Below are 19,525 nucleotides of genomic sequence, written 5' to 3'. Positions count from 1 at the left end.
CCTTCACCTCAACTTTCCAGAAGCATCCTTTACAGCCTCCACTACCTGATAATGGCTGATACAACGGCAGAAATTCCCCGAAAGGCTCTCTTGAATCTCTTCTTTGCTGGGCGAAGGATTTTCATTGAGCAAGGCTTTGGCACTTATAATAATGCCCGGTGTGCAAAAACCGCACTGGAAGGCCGTGTGGTCTATAAAAGCCTGTTGAAGGGGATCGATAGCCCCAGTAACCTTGTCTGATAGCCCTTCAATTGTGGTAATGGTTTTTCCCACGCATTCAACGGTGAGGAGCGTACAAGAGGGAACTGCCTTCCCAGCCAAGATGACATTACAACATCCACAGGCACCTTGATTACAAGATATTTTGGTACCCGTAAGATCAAGAGTTTCTCTAAGTGTATGAGCTAGGGTGTGCGTCACATTGACCTGGTCGGGTCTGTCCCCTACCTCTAGCTCATGGGTTTGGTTATTGACGGTGAGACTGACTCGCTTTGCCCCACTGTTCTGTTTATTGTCTAGCTTCGTCATTTCCATTGATATCATTCTCCTCTCTTTACTCAACCATCCTGACTGAATCAAGCGACCATTCCCGTTTCAGCCTGGGTGGTACAGGCAGTGAGTATATCAGGCAAGCCTTCGATCTTAACTACACATAACCTGCAAGCGCCAATCTGGGTGATGGCAGAGGTTGGCCCAAAAACGCAATTACAATTGTTTACCATAAATGGCTACATATCAAAATTAATTTATTGGGAGGTATTTTGGTCATGGGTTATTTAAATAGCACCATGACCACACCCTAAGAGTCTATTGGAAACTAATTCAATGTTTTCGAATTATTATTATTAATCATTGCCGAGTTCTCATGTAGATGTGCAAACGCTTTAGGCTTTTTAAATGCCATCGCTGCGAAGAAACCTACGATAGCAACGATGGTTACGATGAGGATTGAAACCTGATAAGTATTTGTTGCAGTTAGGGCACTTGAACCCATACCAACGCCTACTGTACCACCAATTAAGCCTAATCCCATCGCCATTCCGCCCACTTTACCCGTAATGTGCTCTGGATAACTCTTGGCGATAAACGCCATAATCGTGGCAATACCCTGACCCATAAAAAATGCTGTTACCAACATGACGACCAGTAATAAAGGATTAGGTCCTTGTCCAGTCACCCCTGAGAATTTGACAAAGAAATAAACGCCCGTCAGAATATAAGCCAACATGATCTGCAACTTAGAATTGCCTTTGTAAACCTTGTCATTGAGCCACCCGCTTACCAGCGAACCAACCATAAACACAAACTGGAATATCATCATTAATTGCCCGGCTACCATAGGCCCCCAACCAACGCCCACCGGTGCCGGAATCGCAAAATACCCTGGAGTCAGGTCATTAATTCCTTGGATTAACCAGTTGAATAAAAACACATAGACCACTACCAGGTAAATGATAGGCTCCCCTAAAGCCAACTTAAAATCGTTTTTGGCGGCATGAACGTCTTCATGCTCTTCCGCTATCAATTCTGGCGCCTTAGGGCCAAAAGCCATCATGACCGCAAAAACTAAAAAGATACAAGCCGGGCTAGCCATCCAAACCATTGTTACCGGCCAGGATTGGTTTGCACTGAAGACAGCAGGTGCGGCTCCAAAGCCTATGAATATTCCCAACGCAGTAGCCATGCCATTAACCCCGGTTATAAGCCCGCGCTCTTTTACTGGGAACCATTCTGCCGCCATGCGGGATATAGTTGTAAGGATCGGTCCGGTACCAAGTCCCCCAATTAGTCGGAGAACAATAATTGCAGGTAGATTTGGGCCAACCACTGGTATTAAGACAGCTGACAAAATCAGCAACACACTACAGACTAAATACACTTTGACTATACCTACTCTATCAACAACGGCCCCGCCGATAATGCCTCCGATACAGACAGTAACGGTCCATAAGCCCATCACTGTAAATGTTACCACGCCCAGATCGCGACCCAGATATTTTGCCACCTCGCCAATTAACGGGGAAGGTGCAATCATAATTACCCCTTGAGCTATAACCCCAATTATCATCGTTACCATGACAAACCAGCGATACTTTAAATATACAACAGCCTTATTTGCATTCATTCTTTGGTTCCTCCTTTATATTAGTTCTTTCTATGATTAAAAATAAAAATACAATCAAGACATTATTTAGTTTTTACTCATACCTCCTATTATGTTAGGCATAATAGTTTAAATATTCTGAATCTAAAAATTATAGATAATTGATCTTTTCAATATTACACTTTAGTAATTTCAGGACCAATAGGATGCTCTTCAACGACCTTATTCATCAGAATCCAAGGAACAGCTCCTTTTGTTCACGGTTTAATCCAGTTGTCTTCCCCTTTATAAGCCTTTCGGACAACTGTCAGTTCTTCACGGCGGGAAAGATAATCATTAACCTTACCCTTCAACTCCTGGGTATGATGCACAAGCCCCTCTTTGCTATGTCTGTCGCTAGGTGGTCCAAAAATCCATCTAACCCCATCTTCCCCTGCAATGAGGTCAGCTGTTTGGCCGCACAAGGAACAAATAGCTATTCCAGGCTGAGGAAACTTCCAAATATCCGACCAGCAGGTTGGACACTCACCATCCTCGGGTGGACGAGTTTCATTAAACAACCGGCTGCCTAACAGCCTTACTCGTTCCCGAACCCCTTCTGCCAAAACGGCTTCACCGGGCAGTGCCCCTATGAACATACAGGCATCTTTTACTGCTAACCCCATATTTCTAGCTGTGGCAATCAATGCAGAAAGGGTATAGCCCTCCCAGCCTTGATTCCCGGCAGTAGCGATAATGACACAGCGTTTTCCCCAGAAATCCCCAAGCAATTGGTTCAACGCTATGATTCTATCCCCGATAAGTTTGGTAACGGCAGCGGGCCCTAAAGCATAGCAGGGTGCAGCCAAGATTATCCCGTCAGCGGTCTTAATTTTTTCAACCAAGGGATAAAGATCATCCTCAATAGGACAAGATTTATCTGGAACAAGGCAGGTAAAACACCCCCTGCAAAGTTCGAATCGCCATTCAGCCAACCGGATCAATTCTAGTTCATATTCACCCCCTGCTTCGGCTGCTGCCTCTTTAAGCAGTATTTCACCATTGGCCGTTTTGCGTTGGGAAGCAACTAACCCTAAAATCCTTTTCATCTTGAGACCCTCTCCCCGTTTGAAACAGAAATTTTGATATCCTAGATAGCCTTGTTACTTTCATTTAGAAAAGAGTCATATGACAGTTACTCTTTCCACAGTAAAAGTGCTTCTAGTTGTTACTAGCTATAGAATTATCAGTAACTTTCTATGAGACTTTGGTAGTTCCCGGATGGGAACTACCAAATAGGAACAGACTCCTACCCTACCATCGATTACCGAGGACCAGGACCACGGAAAACATACTGACTATCTTCCATATACGATAGTTCCTTCTTCCACCAGGGGCGATCCAAGGCCGGCATTCCTGCTCCTAAAGCCCTTGGCATCATAGGCTCGTCCTTCCTACGTGGACCAATCTTGTACTCATCCATCGCCCATTCCCTACCAAGATTAGGGTTAAAGGGGCAGCGGGGGGGGACTCCGGCTAAGCATCTTGTAAGGCATATATTACAACGCTTGCAGCGAACGATGTCCTGAATACGATCCTCGGCAACTTTATTAACCCACTCCGGATCACAGAAAAGCTGCCTTCCCATAGCTATTAGGTCTGCTTTACCCTCTACCAACATTGACTCAGCAAGTAACGGATCATGTATCGAAGTGCAGATCACAGGGACCTTCAAAGCCCTTTTGAACTCGGCCGCTTGATCCGGGAAATGCTCTGCACGGTTAGCTTCAGGAACCAAATGCCCAGCGTCCTCATATCCGCCGCCATCAGATAAACTGATGTAGTCTATACCAAGGGCTTGCAGGTCTAGGGCAACGTCTATCATCTCCTCGCGGGTAAGACCTCCTTCTACGTGTTCCTCAGCACTTATGCGGCAACCAACCGCTACACCAGAACCCATGGCATAACGCACTTGTTCACTAACCTCGAGCAGGAAACGCTTGCGGTTTCTCCAAGAACCGCCATACATATCGGTTCTCTTATTAGTCAATGGCGAAAGAAACTGATGCTCCAGGTAGCCATGAGGCCCATGAAGCTCTACTGCATCAAAGCCAGCTATCCCGGCTAACTGACAACTATGAGCAAACTCTTTCTGTTCGCTTCTAATCTCATCTATTGTCATCTCCCGTGTATTCTGACCTATTAAATTCGCACGGGGACTTTCAAACTTTCGGCAACCTGCTGCAACCGCAACCGGCTGCATATCCAAAGACATTTCATAGGGAAGGCCTCCCGTAGCTGCCGGCGCAAGGTCATGGTGATCATTTGAATGACCTTGCCGGCCAAAACCAATGGTCATCTGAGCCGAAATCTGAGCGCCAAAATGATGGACTCGCTCGGTTAGTTGATGAAGTCCTTGAACATGGCCTAATTCATAAAGGTTAAGGTTACGCTGCCACACATATTTAGCCGCCAGCCTCGTCCCCATGATCGCACCTGTGGTAATAAGTCCGGCCCCACCCTTCGCTCTGGCGGCAAAGTAAGAATTCATCTCCTCCGTCGCCTGCCCTTGGTAGCCTGACATTGTCTCATTCATAGGGGCGAGAACCACACGATTCTTTAGTTCTACAGGACCAATTTTTAAAGGTGACATAAGATTTTTAAACTTTTCTGACATTGAAATTCCACTCTCCTCAAAAATTAATTTAACTATTATAGTTTTTGTTTTATTATTTTTGTAAATCCACCACCTTAAATCTTGCTTGAAAAGTCATTTATGCAAGCACAAAAACTTCTCTAGTTAACACAGAAATATTGCAAGACCCATGCCAATTCAGAAAGTTATGAAAATTCAAGGTTTTCTGTAATGCATAACTATATGTGTAATAAAAAAGAAACACTTGATATTTAAAACTCAAGTGTTTGATAGAAAAAAGTTTATTCCTTTAAAGTTAATGATTAGCATACATTCGTAAGATGTACCATTTCATCCCCTGCCTATTTGGAATATAGTTATATCATTCAACTCCATGATTTAATAACCTCGATTTTACCTGTGTTAAACAAATGAGACACGCCAAATTGGCACGTGTCTCATTTGTTTAACAATTTTGATTTTTAACTAAACTCCTTAATTTTACGGTAAAGCGTGGGGCGGGAAATACCGAGTTCTTTGGCCACCTGGGTCATATTTCCTCCACATGTTTCAATGCACGCTTGAATCACGTCATGCTCTAATGTCTTCCTAAAATCTCTTAGTCTGCGCGCCTCTGGGGTATGAGGAAAATCATCCGATAATTTAGCCAATCTTTCCGGGAATAAATGCGAACTTATTGTATTTCCCTCTACCAAGGTCACGGCCCGTTCTATTATGTTCTGCAATTCTCGTACATTCCCTGGCCAATCATACAGTGCACAGTTCAGAAAAACATCCGGGGTGATAATCTCTATTTTCTTTTCCATTCGTTCTGACATCTTTTTGACAAAGTGAGCTATTAATAGAGGGATATCCCCTGTTCTGTCTCGCAAGGGCGGAAGTTCAATGCTGACAACGTTGATGCGGTAGTACAAATCCGCTCGGAAATCTCCTTTTTCTACCTCTTTTTCTAAATTCCTATTTGTAGCCACAACGACACGTACATTGACAGGAATGGCACCTTTATCCCCGACCCGGGTCACCGCCTTTTCCTCAAGAACACGCAAAAGGGATGTCTGCATGTCTAAGGGCATTTCCCCAATCTCATCGAGAAAAATAGTGCCTCCATCAGCCAGTTCAAATTTTCCAGGGCTGCCTCCTTTTTTGGCCCCGGTAAAGGCGCCTTCCACATATCCGAAAAGTTCACTACCCAACAAGTCTCGGGGAATAGCAGCACAATTAATGGCAAAGAAAGGTTGATCTTTCCGCGAACTTGCATTATGGATTGCTTGGGCGAACAATTCTTTACCAGTTCCACTTTTCCCCAAAATCAAAACATTCGAATAAGTTTTTGCTACTTTTAGGCCGATTTTGATACAGTCAAGAAATTTTTGCTCTTGTCCAATGAGATCAGAGAAAGTAAAGCGAGCATAATTTCCCAAGGCACTGGTAACGAACTTCGCAGCTCGGGACATCTGTTGAATAATCAAGACCTTACCGAGAAGCTCCCCGTTTGATTCTAAAAAACGCGTTGAAACCACGCACCTGATAATTCCCCCAGAGTTTTGGATGTTTACGAACCGATCCATAACACTTTCTTGGGAATTAATAACACCTGCAAGGTCTCGGTAGCGATTAATCGTTCCAAAAGTTCGATTCAAAACGCCGAAGATATTTTGGCCAATAGGATCTTGTTCAAAACCCAAAATATCTAAAGCCTTTTGGTTTACATGTATGACTGAGCCGAATTCATCTATAGCAATTAATCCGTCGGAAAAACATTCCATGATTACGGTTTTAAAGTGATTAGCAATCTCGAATTTTTTAGCTAGGCGGCGGACTGCCAGTTGTTTCTCGATAGAGTCAACCGCAGCTACTACCATCCCCAAAGTATGAGATTGAACCTTAATATAACTAGCTGCTACTGTCAGAGAGCCAATTATTGCATGTGTATCGGGGTCGTGAATAGGGGCGGCGCAGGTAGTGACTTCCTTGAGACACACGCACCAATGCTCATCGGGATGAACCTGAAAAGGTCGATCATGATAGACAGCTAAGACGGCTGCACTGGTTCCCATCACAGATTCTGACCAATTGCTTCTCGGAATCGCATTGCTCAGTTCATGTGCGGCCAATTGCCCTGGATCTCCTATAACTTCAAGCAAAAATTGATCACCGTTATCGACTGTCGCCAATGTGATGGAAAATTCCGAACCTCTGACGAAATTGTAGAAGTTTTCCATAGCCGGGACAGCAATATTTATTAATTCTCTATATTTAAACTTTATTCGGTCATAATCTTCAGGGGCTAATATATCGCTATTTTTTTCCTTGTACGGATTCAATATACTTCTACACCTTTGCCATGAATCTAAAACTTCTAACTGTAATTTCGTGGTATCAATATCCTCGCCACCGATAAACTTCTCCCAAATACTTTTCTCTTGGTCACTAGTGTTAGAGAACAAATTAATCCTCCTTCCAGTAGAAGTGGCAGAACCTTAAACATACCGTTTTTTTACTGCCCAGTTGACAATACACATAACATGGAAATTTAGAGGGGTTAATGCAAAGAAAGCCAGAAGTCACACTTTGCTGAATATTTAATCTATTGATATATTCTATCTAATTATAAATTTTTCCTTCATTTTTCCTTAATTAGTGAATAAACACAAAGTGAACTCGTTCAACTGAAGTTGAACGAGTTCACTACTGCTTAACCCATTTCCAATTGTTTTACAAGCGACTCCAATAGTAAGTTTGCATAAGAACCTCAAATTTCGGCTGGGTATTTGTATATTGTATCAACTATGCAACTGCTCAGAATAACAAATACTTAAAAAATGAACTCCCTAGGGTCCAAGTGAACCTCGCGGCAAATTTCCTCTACAACCTGCTTTTCTACTGGAGCAAATTCCCCGTCAGCAAAACCGATTGCACAGCACAAGCGAACCACCAAACGCGCAGCTTCCGGTTTACTCGCTAACTTACCAATTGTCCGCAGAGCTTCAGCCTTACCTAGCATACGGTCATTCTGAATTCTCTGGACAAAGTAATTAAATCGGGAATCTACTTCATTAATATTAATCCCTTTCATTTCCTGACTAGTGCGGAAATAATCAATGAGCTTCTCCCTTTCCGAAGAGTCTATAAACCCGTCTGCTATAGCTACTAAAGCGCTACCAGCGACCAAGGCCTCTGTAAGGTCTTTCCCCATATACTTGTTCACGATACTACGGGCATTTTCGGTTTGCTTCTGTAGCCACTCTGCGGTATTCGTGTTACTTCCAGAATTCCAACGCTCTTTACAGCTCATACAAACAAATTCCATATTTTTACTGCCAATAAATCCAGCCAATAACCCAACTGGGCCTAACAAAATACCGCCGATTGCAGCTTTGCCAATACCAAATCCTTTTTTACCGGCAGTCACCTGATTTGAATGGCAACGTGGGCAGGCCATACCACCCTGATTCGCCGATTGACCACTATAATTCGTTTGACCATAGGGCTGGGAGTTAGTTTGTGTTTGTCCATACGACTGTGCGTTATTATACTGACTTTGATTTTGGTTTTGGGTACCACTGTAAGGCACAGCTGATGTACTGGTTCCAAAGTTCGTATTTCCTGTGTTTCCGTAACTATTACTCACCGATCTATTAGCGTTGGTTGATGGTTGTTCTTCCTCTACCTCTAACCCGAAATTGCCACAGAGGGCAGCCAATCCGCCCTGGAACCCGCTCCCAATCGCGTTAAATTTCCACTCTCCAGAATGTCGATAAATTTCTGCAGCGACAATAGCGGTTTCCACGGAAAATTCCTGCCCTAGCTCGTATTTAAGAAGTAATTCGTTCGTGCCACCGTTCAAAATACGCACATAAGCATTTTTGATATCTCCAAAACTCTGCCGTTTCATTTGAGCGTCATTAATTGTTATTGTAAAAGCAATCCGCTCGATATATGTAGGCACTGCCGTGAGATTTATATGAATCTGCTCGTCGTCACCCTCGCCGGAGCCTTTCTTGTTATCCCCACTGTGCTTTACAGAACCTTGTCCACCTGAAGGATTGTTGTAAAAGACAAGATCATTTTCATCTTTCACTTTACCGTTCGATCCGATTAAAAAAGCCGAGGCGTCTAAGTCAAAGCTATAACTACTTGAAGCTTGGTTCGAATCCCAGCCTAACCCAACGATAATTTCCTTCAAGTTCGGATTACTTTTCGTGAGGTCAATTTTCTGCCCTTTACTAAGTCTTACCGCCATTATTTAATCCTACCTTTCTAATATTTTCATACTCCAAGGCTCCGAACTGTAACGTCCAAGAACTATTATCCCTCTGACAATTTTCTCAACAAGGGAATTATATCACCTATCTATAGATTTTCCAATAAATCCAAAGGACCTGAGTACAGCCATACTGGCAAGACTTTCTAATCAAATAAGATTAAGGCCAGAAATTCCAAGTCAAAAGTTCCGGTATTTGCAATAGAGTGTTTTTCTCCATTTCTAGTAATGATCACATCTCCAGGTTTAACAACCTTTTGGTCTCCATTATCATTGACCAGACCTTCTCCACTTAGAATCACATAGGTTTCAGAATCTCCAACGTGTTCATGCAGACCAATAGATGTGCCAGGTTTTAAGACATTTTTAGCAAATAACCGACCTTTGCCTTTAAATTCGTCTTTTTCAACTTCCAGAAAGTGTGTCATCTGGATTACGCCTTTCCCCCCACGAAATTCAGATACCGTATCTTGTCTCAAATCTTCTAAATGTTTTATCACTTTATATTGCTCCTTCAGAATAAATTTTTATAAATTATATCATAATTCCTAATGAAAATATCTCGATATCTATATCTTCCCACATTACCTTTCGGCCGATATGGCTAATTTTGTATCTACCCTGTATAATATGGTATAATTTCTCATCTTAGATACTCGATCTAGCTTAAATCAAGGTTAAAATTTAATTTACTCTTGCTGGGTTCAAGTATCCTTGAATATTGAAAGGAGCCTTTATGGATAACGATTTACTCAGAAAATATGCTCACCTTATTGTAAAAACAGGTTTAAACCTTCAGCCTAAGCAAACGCTAGTCATTACTTCTCCGATCGAATGTGCGCCCTTTACACGTTTGGTTTCTCAAATGGCTTATGCGGCTGGTGCACGAGATGTCGTGATCCAATGGAAAGATGAACTGTTTTCTAAAATTCGCTTTTTACACGCTCCAGATGAAGTTTTTGAAGAGTTCCCAGATTGGCAGAAGGAATTTTATCTTTCTTATGTTCACCAAGGAGCAGCTTTCTTAAGCATCTCTGCTTCAGACCCTGAGCTTATGAAGGATGTCAACCCTGAAAGAATGACAAAGGCTCAAAAAGCTAGCAGTACAGCTCTCAAAGACTATAGGGAACGGCTAATGAGCAATAAAAATGTTTGGTGCGTTGTTTCAATACCGACTGCAGCTTGGGCTATGAAAGTCTTTCCTCACCTTTCTGAAGAGAAGTCGATTGAGCAGCTATGGGAGGTCGTCTTGAAAACGGTGCGCGTCGACACTCAGAATCCCGCTACTTCTTGGCAGGAGCACAAAGCGAATCTTAAAACTAGACTAGACTTTTTGAATTCCTCTGCCTTAAAATCTCTTTACTATAAAAATTCACGGGGTACTGACTTGAGAATTAACCTCCCGGATAACCATACTTGGCTTGGTGGTTCGGAGTATACACCTGATGGGTTAGAATTTATCGCTAATCTGCCCACTGAAGAGGTGTTTACATTACCAGAAAAAACAGGGGTTAATGGTATTGTCGTTTCTTCTATGCCCTTGAATTACAATGGAAACCTAATTGAACAATTTTCCTTAACATTCAAGGACGGCAGAATTATTGACTTCAGTGCCAAGAAAGGATTTGAAACACTTAAGAACATTATTGAAACTGACGAGGGCTCACATTATCTCGGCGAGGTAGCCCTTGTTCCGTTTGATTCTCCGATTTCAAACTCAAAGATTTTGTTCTTTAATACCCTCTTTGATGAAAACGCGTCCTGCCATTTAGCGATTGGCAAAGCCTACCCTGTCTGCCTTAAAAATGGCGAAAATTTAACACCAAAAGAATTAGAGCAAGCGGGAGTCAATGATTCACTCGTACACGTTGACTTTATGATTGGGACTAGCGATCTTGATATCATTGGATTAACTGTTGATGAAGAAGAAGTCCCCATCTTTAAAGATGGTAACTTTGCCTTTAGAACTTAAAGAACATTTCCACTGATGGATATAAAGAAACCTGTAAATAGCCAATTTGCATTCATCAGTGATACAGCGAAGTGGCATAGGATCTGACTATAAACTAAAGTCCAGGAGAGGTATTTTCTCTCCTGGACTAATTCTTTTTCCTTCTGAATTACACTGATTTTGCCAGATGCAAATGATCGCTCCGTTCTTTAATACGAGCGGATGAAGATTTCCCTGAAGGGGAAGAGCAAAAACCATCGACAAACTCTTGAGGAAGTTTCTTGATTAACAAAACTGGTATATCCGATTTATTGAGCACACTATGCGCTAGACTACCATATATTAAACCTTTTAGGCTAGTTAGCCCTCGTGTACCCATAATAATTAGTTCAAATCCCTTGTTGGTTGCATAATCGATAATCGCATCTACCGTATCGGGGATATTAGTATTGGCATAGATGATCTGTTGATTGACGTAATGCCCTCTCTCTGAAAATACTTCGTTCGTCTTGGCTATTATTTTAGAATATTGGCTGCGTTGACTCACTTCTACCTTTTCTAATAAGCTTCTTGCCCAATCCGAGTTAGGATCAGTCGACCAAATTTCCATCAAATTACAATCATCCTGTATAGACCCTTCAACATTTTCTCGGACATGCAAGACAGTTAAAGACATATTGGGCATCATATTAAATAGGTTGGCAGCATAAACTGCTGCGGAAAAGGAATGCTGTGAACCATCAAAATAAAGAAGCACCTTTAATAACTTACCATCTTCCATATTAACATCACCTCATTCTAGTTTAAGTAACTATACCATTCTTAGTTATAAATTAATTTCCAATTGTAAGAAGCTCATATGGAGTCTAAATAAATTCCTTATGCTGAATCTCGATTTGAATGTTCTTTGAGATGAATAGTATGAGTCTTCAACTTTTGGCCCTGTTTAAAACGCATAATATAACGGCAAATCATTATTACTCCAACTATAGCACCACCATACAAAGTAACCGTAGCAGCCAAATCAAGAACACGGGCAACTCCTACAGAAAAATTAGCCATCTGGAGATCCACTAAATATTTGGGAATGGCGAAGGCCCTGCTTACAGCTGACATACCGATAACAACTGCCATTACAAATTTAATTTGCATTTCAGAAACCATTTTAGTAGCATTAGCCCCAATATGCAAGCCTAACAGTGAACCTAAGTAAAGTAGTAAGACTAAACGAATGTCCACAAAACCATTCAAGGCATAGTTAAAGGCTCCAAAGGCCCCTGAGAAAATTGCTAAGAATAATTCTGTCCCTGCAGCCACCATTGTCGGAATACCTAAGACATATATCATGGCAGGAACTCCAATAAATCCGCCCACACCCACAGTACCTGCTAACCATCCGGTTGCCAATCCAATGATTGCAACGAACCATAAGGATACTCGAACATTAGCTACTTTAAAATTAATCATCGGTGGGATATAAATTTTTGCAAGTTTTTCAGCAAATCCCGTGGGTTTATTTGCTCCCTTTTTTTGATTAGGATTAAAAATATCTCTCAAAATAAAGAGGGAAAGACCCGATAAGAGAACAACAAATACCAAACTTATATACAGGTTAGAGCCAGCTTTACCTAAAGTGTTAAATATATGCTCGTTAAGGAAGACTGCTAACTTAACGCCTATTAAAAGAAAAGCAACCATGAAAATTCCCAACCGTGCATCCACATTCCCCATTTTGGAGTGTTTTCTTGCCCCAACCATTGCCTTGCCAAATTTGTGGGCCAGGTTTGAACTTACCGCAACGATGCCTGGAACCCCAAGGGCCATCATACCTGGGGTCATTATAAAGGCACCCCCGCTACCAATAAAACCACTTAACATCCCCCCTAAAAATCCAAGTCCTGCGATAGAAAATGCTGCTTTCGGGGTGATATCTATGAATGTCATAACTTCTCCAATTAGATTTATCGTTTCGCCTGCCATTAATACGTCCCCCTTTCTAATGATCGCTGTCTAAGCGGAGTATACTTAAAACAGTAGATACTGCAGTCCCGTACAGAAATGCGATGCCAATTACGGTACCTAGAAGGCAGAAAGCAGGAATTACTGCTTTACTTAAGAAAAATTGATTCAACTGCTCAATATTAAAGAAAATAACCGAATAAGCACAAGCAGATAAACCTAAGAATAGAATTGTTTTTGATAAGGTTACTTTGGGTGCTCCGCTCATATGCCATCTCTCCTTTGTTTGTTTGTTAAAAAAGGTGCTATAAAAGAGATATCTTCCCTCCTTTGTTTGTGATATAATTCTCTATATTGAATAGCAACTATCATGCCAGCTTTAATTACCTAAAAATTCGGGTTTTTATAGTTTCGTAATAAAATAAGTGTATCAAATGCTACACTTCTCAGTTTCAAATCTCTGTAGATATCCCTTATTTAGGCTGATTTATTCTTCATGCTTCCATTTTTAGAGTCTTCTAGGGAATTATGGCATATGTATCTTTTCCTACAATAATCTGTAGTATATAATTCTATTGATCAATTATCATCCTCGCACTATATGGAGGTGATTTGATGAGCTATAAGGATTTACTATTGTCGTTCAAGAGAAAAAGTCTTACGAATCAGTTAGTTATAATTTTTGCAGTTATCATGCTTGTACCATTATTGGCCTTGATGTATGATATCTTTTTCGCTTCACAGACGGATCAAGTTATCTTTTTAGACAAAGAGCAGAGACTGGCAGCCCTAGTAAAAAGTACAAATCAAGAACTCTCGATAAAGCTAGATTCTTTAGGGCTTGAGCCAGAACATATCTCATCAACCCTTCTGCACAATGAGTTTACTCAGGTTGTAGAACCCTACATACCGTCAAACTCTGGTATTCGCTTCGGTTTATATGTTCCCCTGACAGATAAGATTACGGTCTTAGGGTTCCTGCATAACTATCGTAATCTCTCACCAGAAGAAGAAACTCTGAGAGAGAGAGAGATATTTGACAATACGAAATCCGGTCTTGTAGCCGCTGAGATGGGCAATGAACCACTCTTTCGAATTTCCGGTTCTTTAGATGACCAAGTAGTTGAGTACATTTCACCTGTTGTAATAAAAGGAAAAGTGGTAGCCGTTATGTGGGCGGGAGAAAGGCTTAACCCATTTTTTTATCAAAGTAGTTTCTATCGAAAATTGTTACGTTACTTCACCTTAGGCGTTCTGGCATTGGTTATGATTGCTACTTTAAGGACAATTAAGAATATCACCAGCGGAGTGGACAGATTAAAGCAGGGATTGCATCGCATGGAAAACGATATCCATCATTTGTTACCAGAAATGTCAGGAGAACTAGGTCAAGTATCCCGAGCAGTGAACCGGATGGCCGTAAGCCTAACCCAAAAGGAAAAGTTAGAAGATCAACTTAGGCAATCTGAACATCTTATTGCACTAGGTCGTTTAGTTACGGGGGTAGCGCACGAATTGCGTAACCCCATCGGCATTATCAAGACCTTAGTCGAACTTATGAAGCAGGAATACTCCCAAATGACTGGTATTGAAGAATTTACAAGAGCCATAGATGAGCAAGTGGAAAGACAGGATATGGTAATTCAAGAGCTATTAGATTTTGGACGTCCTACCAAAGTATCGATTAAAGAATGTTCAATCAATGATTTAATAATGGGAGTCCTTTCCTTTTCGGCTGCGATGTTACGAAAACAAAAGGTAAAGGTTCAATTGCAGCTGGATAATAAACTCCCCAAGATCCTTGCTGATACCGAAAAACTTAAACAGGTATTTGTAAATATTATTGTCAATGCTGCCGAAGCTATGCCTTCAGGCGGCCGTTTAGACATTACAACAAACCAAACGGATGAGATGATCATTATCAATATGTCTGATACTGGCGAAGGTATCTCAGAAGAAGAAATGCTGAAAATATTTGACCCCTTCTACACAACCAAAGAAGCTGGAACTGGTCTAGGACTATCAATCTCTTATCAAAGTATAAAGTTACATGGCGGAATGATCGAAGTGGATAGCCTCCCTAATAAAGGAGCGGCCTTTATTATTAAGCTACCTATTATTTCATAATTTTCCTATAGGAGTGATAATTATGATACCAAGAATTCTGGTAATTGATGATGAAGAAAGAATGTGCTGGGCCCTAGAGCGGGCGTTAAGTCATGAGGGATATCAAGTTGTTACAGCAACAAGAGGTTTACAAGGGATTGAAATGGCCCTAGAAACTGAACCCTCGACAGTGATATTGGATTTGAAAATACCTGATAGTGATGGCATTGAGGTACTAAGAAAACTAAAAAGTATTTACCCAAATATTCCTGTCATTATGATTACCGCCCACGGATCCATCGAAACTGCGATTGAAGCCATGAAAATTGGAGCAACAGATTATATTACCAAGCCCTTTAAACTTGATGAATTAAAGTTCCAAGTTAAACAGGCCTTACATTTGTCTAATTTAGAGAACGAGCTTAATTTTTTACGTCAAGAATTAGGCAAAAAATACGGTAAAATGATTGGACAAAGTGAGGCCATTAAAGAGGTTGCTCTCCTAATTCAGCAGGTTGCAAAAACAAATGCCACAGTTTTGATAACAGGTGAAAGTGGAACAGGTAAAGAAGTGGCTGCTGTTGAAATACATAAAGCCAGTAACCGTGCTTTCATGCCCTTTGTGGCGGTAAACTGTGCTGCACTTCCGGAACAATTATTGGAAAGCGAGCTATTTGGCCATGAAAAGGGGGCCTTCACCGGTGCTACCATTAAGAAGAAGGGCCGTTTTGAAATGGCTGATAAAGGCACTATTTTTTTAGATGAGATTGGAGATATGCCAATAAGTATGCAGGTGAAATTATTGCGAGTTCTGCAGGAAAGATGCTTTGAAAGAGTCGGCGGAACTCAAACCATCCAGGTAGATGTTCGGGTTATTGCCACCACTAATTCTGAGCTTTCCACAGCCATCTCTAACGGAACCTTTAGAGAGGACCTCTATTATCGCTTAAATGTCATGCATATTAAAATGCCTCCACTAAGATCACGAAAGGAAGATATTCCTCTGCTCGTAAATCATTTCCTAGGAAAATTTGATCCTTCTCATAGTAAAAAAATTTCTGCCGAAGCAATGAAAATTTTAACTCGCTACGACTGGCCCGGTAACATAAGAGAGCTTCAAAACGCAATTGAAAGACCCCTTATTGTTTGCCAGAGTAATGAGATTCAACCCGTACACTTGCCTAAGGAATTATTAGATATCGTTGAAGAGACTTCACCAATTATTAATCTTCCCGAGAGTGGCTTCTCCTTAGAAGAGTTGGAGAAACATCTTTTTATTAAGGCATTAGAAAAGCATAATTATAACCAGACCAAGGCTGCTAAATATCTTGGAATTTCTCGTCCAACCCTACTATATCGCATGAATAAACATGGCCTAAAATTATAGCTCAATTTGAGGATGTTAGTCTAAAGTCAAATACCCTTGTGTCAATCTTCTTCCAAAGTGATACTTGGGTATTTGACTTCAAACTAATCCCATACTGATGACGGAGTTTATGAATATCTCCCTCTGCTCTTGATGTCTGGGTCATTATCCACAATAAGAGATTATTACTAGGTTAATATTGTACCTATTGCGCTGAGATGCCCCATGGATTTATCCATGGGGCATCTCAACGCAATTCAAAATTATTCAAGTTATAAGTGTTACAAATTAAGTTTCTGAGATATATTCATCAATAAATTCTTGAGGAAGCTTCTTAACTAATAAGACTGGTATTGGGGACCTATTCAGCACATTATGCGCTAAACAACCGAAAATCAAGCCTTTTAGAGTTGTTAATCCTCTTGTACCCATAATTATTAACTGAAATCGTTTCTTCTCTGCATACTCAAGTAAAGCGTCTACCGAATCAGAAATACTCGGATTGCTATATATAACTTGGTGGCCAACATCCTCAGAGCGCTCTAGAAATAATTTATTTGTTTTCGTAAGTATCTTCTCATATAATTTATTAGCTACCGGGTCGGATTCATCGATGACGCGTTTCATCCACTCTGTGGTAGGGCTAACTGGCCAAGTATCTTTCCAATTATATTCTACCCCCGTTGAACCTTCATCACTTTCTTGTACTTGTACAACAGTTAGATGCATATTCGGCATGTTCTTAAGCAAATTAGCAGTGTAAACGGCCGCCGACAAAGCCTGTTGTGATCCATCTGAATAGAGAAGAACGTTAAACTTTGATTCTAACATGTCCAATACCCCCTCCCAAAATTACTTAACTTATATAGTCTTAGAACTGTGGTAACAGCCTATGCTGTATATTGCAATATTTTAACACTTTTTTATAAGATTATCACTACAATCCACTATTAAATTGTTCATAATCCAGTTTTATAATGAAGCGGAGTTCTTGTTCGTTGTACTATTACCTCCATTAAAATTGGTAACTGACTCAAGTAAAGTACATGCAGCAGATTTTTCTCCGTTATCATCACAATTAAGGGCGGCTCTTGCCTTCTCTAAGGCATTGGTGGAAGAAGCGAAGATCTCATTTTCTGACATGAAAATATTCTCCTCACCAACATCTGCGATAACGTTTGAATTGGTAAGCAATGAGTTAAGCTCTGACTTCACACCACATATGATAACTATTCCCCCAGCTTCTTTTACAGTCCTGATAAAAATCTTAATTGAACTCAGGGCCGTTAAATCCATAGAAGCAACATACTTCATCCTGAGGATGAACACTTTCGATTTATCCACTAAATCGTCAAGCTTACTTTGAAGATCCTCGGATGAGCCAAAGTAAAGATTTCCTTCCAATTGGATAATTAAAATATCTACTTTTGACTTAACCGATTTAATTTCCTTCTCAATAATTTGAGAGGTATTCACCTGGGATGGGATTAAAATTTTCATAGGAGCTTTATTAGTGTCTTTCAGATATAAAGCAATGGATAATGCAATTCCGGAATATATTGCAAGATCAAGGTGCGGCATTAAGATTGTAGCAAAACAGGTTGCCCACATAGCAATGGAATCAGACTTAAATTTACCTGCTTTTACAATATGCTTGATTTCTTTTTTATCAACCATGTTATAGGCAATGACTAGGATCACACCCGCTAGGGCAGGATTAGGAATAAATTTGGCAAATGGGGCGAAAAACAATAGGACAAGGGCAACAATCACACCTGACAACATTCCAGCGATTCTAGTAACTGCACCACTTTGATAATTGATGGCTGAACGCGTAAATGAACCAGAACCAGCAAAAGCTTGGAAGAATGAGCCACCTGCATTGGCAAGGCCCTGGGCAATAAATTCTTGATTAGCATCAATTTTTTGCCGTGAAGTAGTGGCAATTGATTTTGAGATTGCGATAGCTTCTACAAGTCCTATGATCGCTATAGCTAAAGCTCCTCCGAAAAGATTTTGCATGGCAACAAAATCGAATTGTATCATTTTAAAGGGAGGTAGAGAGGAAGGAATAAAACCCGTAAGTTTAACACCCTTCTGTTCCAGTGAAAAAGTGACAATGAGTAATATTGTAACAATAATTCCTATTAATGCACCAGGCAGACTCTTACTAATTTTTTTACAGACTATGATTATAGCCATAGTTATCAGACCTATTCCGAGTGCGTAATAATTAGTTTCACTTAAATGGGTAATTACATAATAAAACTTCTGCATTGTGGACATATGCGAAGAATCTTTAATTGATATACTCAAAAGTGTACTCAGCTGTCCAAGCCCAATTAAGACACCAGCACCAGCTGTAAAACCAATAACGACTGAGTGCGACACAAAGTTAATTACTTTACCGAGCTTTATGACTCCAAAAAGGATTTGCAAAACACCCACCATAAAAGTCATCAGAAAAAGCATTTCATAGGCATTATCTAGTCCCATATATTTACTCATGTTACCAGCAACGAGCAAAGCGATAGCATTAGTTGGACCAGCAATCGCGTGTTTCGAGCTTCCGAAGGCTGAGGCAATAATTGTGGATACGATTGCAGTATAGAGACCATAAACTGGGTTAACACCCGCAATCAGTGCATAAGCCATAGACTGTGGAATAACTACTACAGCCACTGTCAATGCCGCAATTAAGTCTTTACTAAAATACTCCTTTTTATAGTTCCCCAAAGTCCCAATTAAAGGAATATATTTAAATCTTGTTAAGTACAATTGAACCCCACCTTTCAGAATCAATGTTTGCTACAATATTTATCTATGGCTAACATTAACATTGAACATATATATTTTCATTACCGAATTTAATAGCTACGAATGAAAGACAACCATTAGAGAACAAAACACTCATTCACCCGATATTCATCTGAAAGAACAATAAAGTACAGAATGCATTGGATTAAATGAAAGAAATTCTTTTCACTAATTATCCCATAATTCTTTTGTACTTTCAGTCCTTAAATTATCTACCTCTCTAGCGGGACTATGAGACATTCCTCTCAAACTATTGTAATATAATCGGATGATCTGGCACCACCTCCAGCTGCTAACTGCTCATATTACTTAGTTACTACCCC

Annotated in this window: 16 protein-coding genes; 3 read left to right on the top strand and 13 right to left on the bottom strand. The window is 40.6% G+C overall.

The window, feature by feature from the left end:
• Window positions 1-3 precede the first annotated feature (3 nt).
• From ACYQ3Q_RS26380 to ACYQ3Q_RS26345, 8 genes are all read right to left on the bottom strand, one after another.
• Entirely contained in the window at window positions 4-534 is a 531-nt protein-coding gene (locus ACYQ3Q_RS26380) for a (2Fe-2S)-binding protein (RefSeq protein ID WP_459931390.1), read from the bottom strand.
• 41 nt (window positions 535-575) lie between these two features.
• Window positions 576-722: a 2Fe-2S iron-sulfur cluster-binding protein gene (locus tag ACYQ3Q_RS26375; protein WP_459931389.1), complete on the bottom strand. Its 147-nt coding sequence runs from the start codon at window positions 720-722 to the stop codon at window positions 576-578.
• Window positions 723-817: 95 nt separating this feature from the next.
• Window positions 818-2,125: an MFS transporter gene (locus ACYQ3Q_RS26370; RefSeq protein WP_459931388.1), complete on the bottom strand. Its 1,308-nt coding sequence runs from the start codon at window positions 2,123-2,125 to the stop codon at window positions 818-820.
• Between the two features lie 236 nt (window positions 2,126-2,361).
• On the bottom strand, window positions 2,362-3,192 hold the full coding sequence (locus ACYQ3Q_RS26365) for a flavodoxin family protein (protein WP_459931387.1): 831 nt from the start codon (window positions 3,190-3,192) through the stop codon (window positions 2,362-2,364).
• 215 nt (window positions 3,193-3,407) lie between these two features.
• On the bottom strand, window positions 3,408-4,760 hold the full coding sequence (locus ACYQ3Q_RS26360; RefSeq protein WP_459931386.1) for an oxidoreductase: 1,353 nt from the start codon (window positions 4,758-4,760) through the stop codon (window positions 3,408-3,410).
• A gap of 440 nt (window positions 4,761-5,200) precedes the next feature.
• On the bottom strand, window positions 5,201-7,186 hold the full coding sequence (locus ACYQ3Q_RS26355; protein ID WP_459931385.1) for a sigma-54-dependent Fis family transcriptional regulator: 1,986 nt from the start codon (window positions 7,184-7,186) through the stop codon (window positions 5,201-5,203).
• A 368-nt stretch (window positions 7,187-7,554) separates the two neighbouring features.
• Window positions 7,555-8,982, bottom strand: coding sequence for a TerD family protein (locus tag ACYQ3Q_RS26350; protein WP_459931384.1), 1,428 nt, complete (start codon window positions 8,980-8,982; stop codon window positions 7,555-7,557).
• A 167-nt stretch (window positions 8,983-9,149) separates the two neighbouring features.
• The gene (locus tag ACYQ3Q_RS26345; RefSeq protein ID WP_459931383.1) at window positions 9,150-9,503 is read right to left on the bottom strand and encodes a cupin domain-containing protein; all 354 of its coding nucleotides are present in this window, start codon (window positions 9,501-9,503) and stop codon (window positions 9,150-9,152) included.
• 236 nt (window positions 9,504-9,739) lie between these two features.
• Between ACYQ3Q_RS26345 and ACYQ3Q_RS26340 the strand changes: the two genes are divergently transcribed.
• On the top strand, window positions 9,740-10,975 hold the full coding sequence (locus ACYQ3Q_RS26340; RefSeq protein ID WP_459931382.1) for an aminopeptidase: 1,236 nt from the start codon (window positions 9,740-9,742) through the stop codon (window positions 10,973-10,975).
• A gap of 148 nt (window positions 10,976-11,123) precedes the next feature.
• On the opposite strand, the gene ACYQ3Q_RS26335 is transcribed toward ACYQ3Q_RS26340, so the two are convergent.
• The 3 genes from ACYQ3Q_RS26335 to ACYQ3Q_RS26325 form a co-directional block, all read right to left on the bottom strand.
• Window positions 11,124-11,735, bottom strand: coding sequence for a universal stress protein (locus ACYQ3Q_RS26335; protein ID WP_459931381.1), 612 nt, complete (start codon window positions 11,733-11,735; stop codon window positions 11,124-11,126).
• Between the two features lie 98 nt (window positions 11,736-11,833).
• Entirely contained in the window at window positions 11,834-12,934 is a 1,101-nt protein-coding gene (locus ACYQ3Q_RS26330) for a sulfite exporter TauE/SafE family protein (protein ID WP_459931380.1), read from the bottom strand.
• Between the two features lie 16 nt (window positions 12,935-12,950).
• Window positions 12,951-13,181, bottom strand: coding sequence for a hypothetical protein (locus tag ACYQ3Q_RS26325; protein WP_459931379.1), 231 nt, complete (start codon window positions 13,179-13,181; stop codon window positions 12,951-12,953).
• Between the two features lie 347 nt (window positions 13,182-13,528).
• Between ACYQ3Q_RS26325 and ACYQ3Q_RS26320 the strand changes: the two genes are divergently transcribed.
• Window positions 13,529-15,040 carry an ATP-binding protein gene (locus tag ACYQ3Q_RS26320; protein WP_459931378.1) on the top strand — a complete coding sequence of 504 codons (1,512 nt, stop codon included), beginning with the start codon at window positions 13,529-13,531 and terminating at the stop codon, window positions 15,038-15,040.
• Window positions 15,041-15,062: 22 nt separating this feature from the next.
• Window positions 15,063-16,406 (top strand): sigma-54-dependent transcriptional regulator, encoded by a 1,344-nt coding sequence (locus ACYQ3Q_RS26315; RefSeq protein ID WP_459931377.1) that lies wholly within the window; start codon window positions 15,063-15,065, stop codon window positions 16,404-16,406.
• Window positions 16,407-16,673: 267 nt separating this feature from the next.
• Here ACYQ3Q_RS26315 and ACYQ3Q_RS26310 read toward each other — a convergent pair whose 3' ends face one another.
• A complete protein-coding gene (locus tag ACYQ3Q_RS26310) occupies window positions 16,674-17,216 on the bottom strand; it encodes a universal stress protein (protein ID WP_459931376.1) in 543 nt (180 codons plus the stop codon).
• A gap of 141 nt (window positions 17,217-17,357) precedes the next feature.
• A complete protein-coding gene (locus tag ACYQ3Q_RS26305; RefSeq protein WP_459931375.1) occupies window positions 17,358-19,163 on the bottom strand; it encodes a SulP family inorganic anion transporter in 1,806 nt (601 codons plus the stop codon).
• Window positions 19,164-19,525: the final 362 nt, after the last annotated feature.

Source organism: Desulfosporosinus burensis, assembly GCF_054657535.1.
This window is presented reverse-complemented; position numbering and strand designations above follow the sequence as displayed.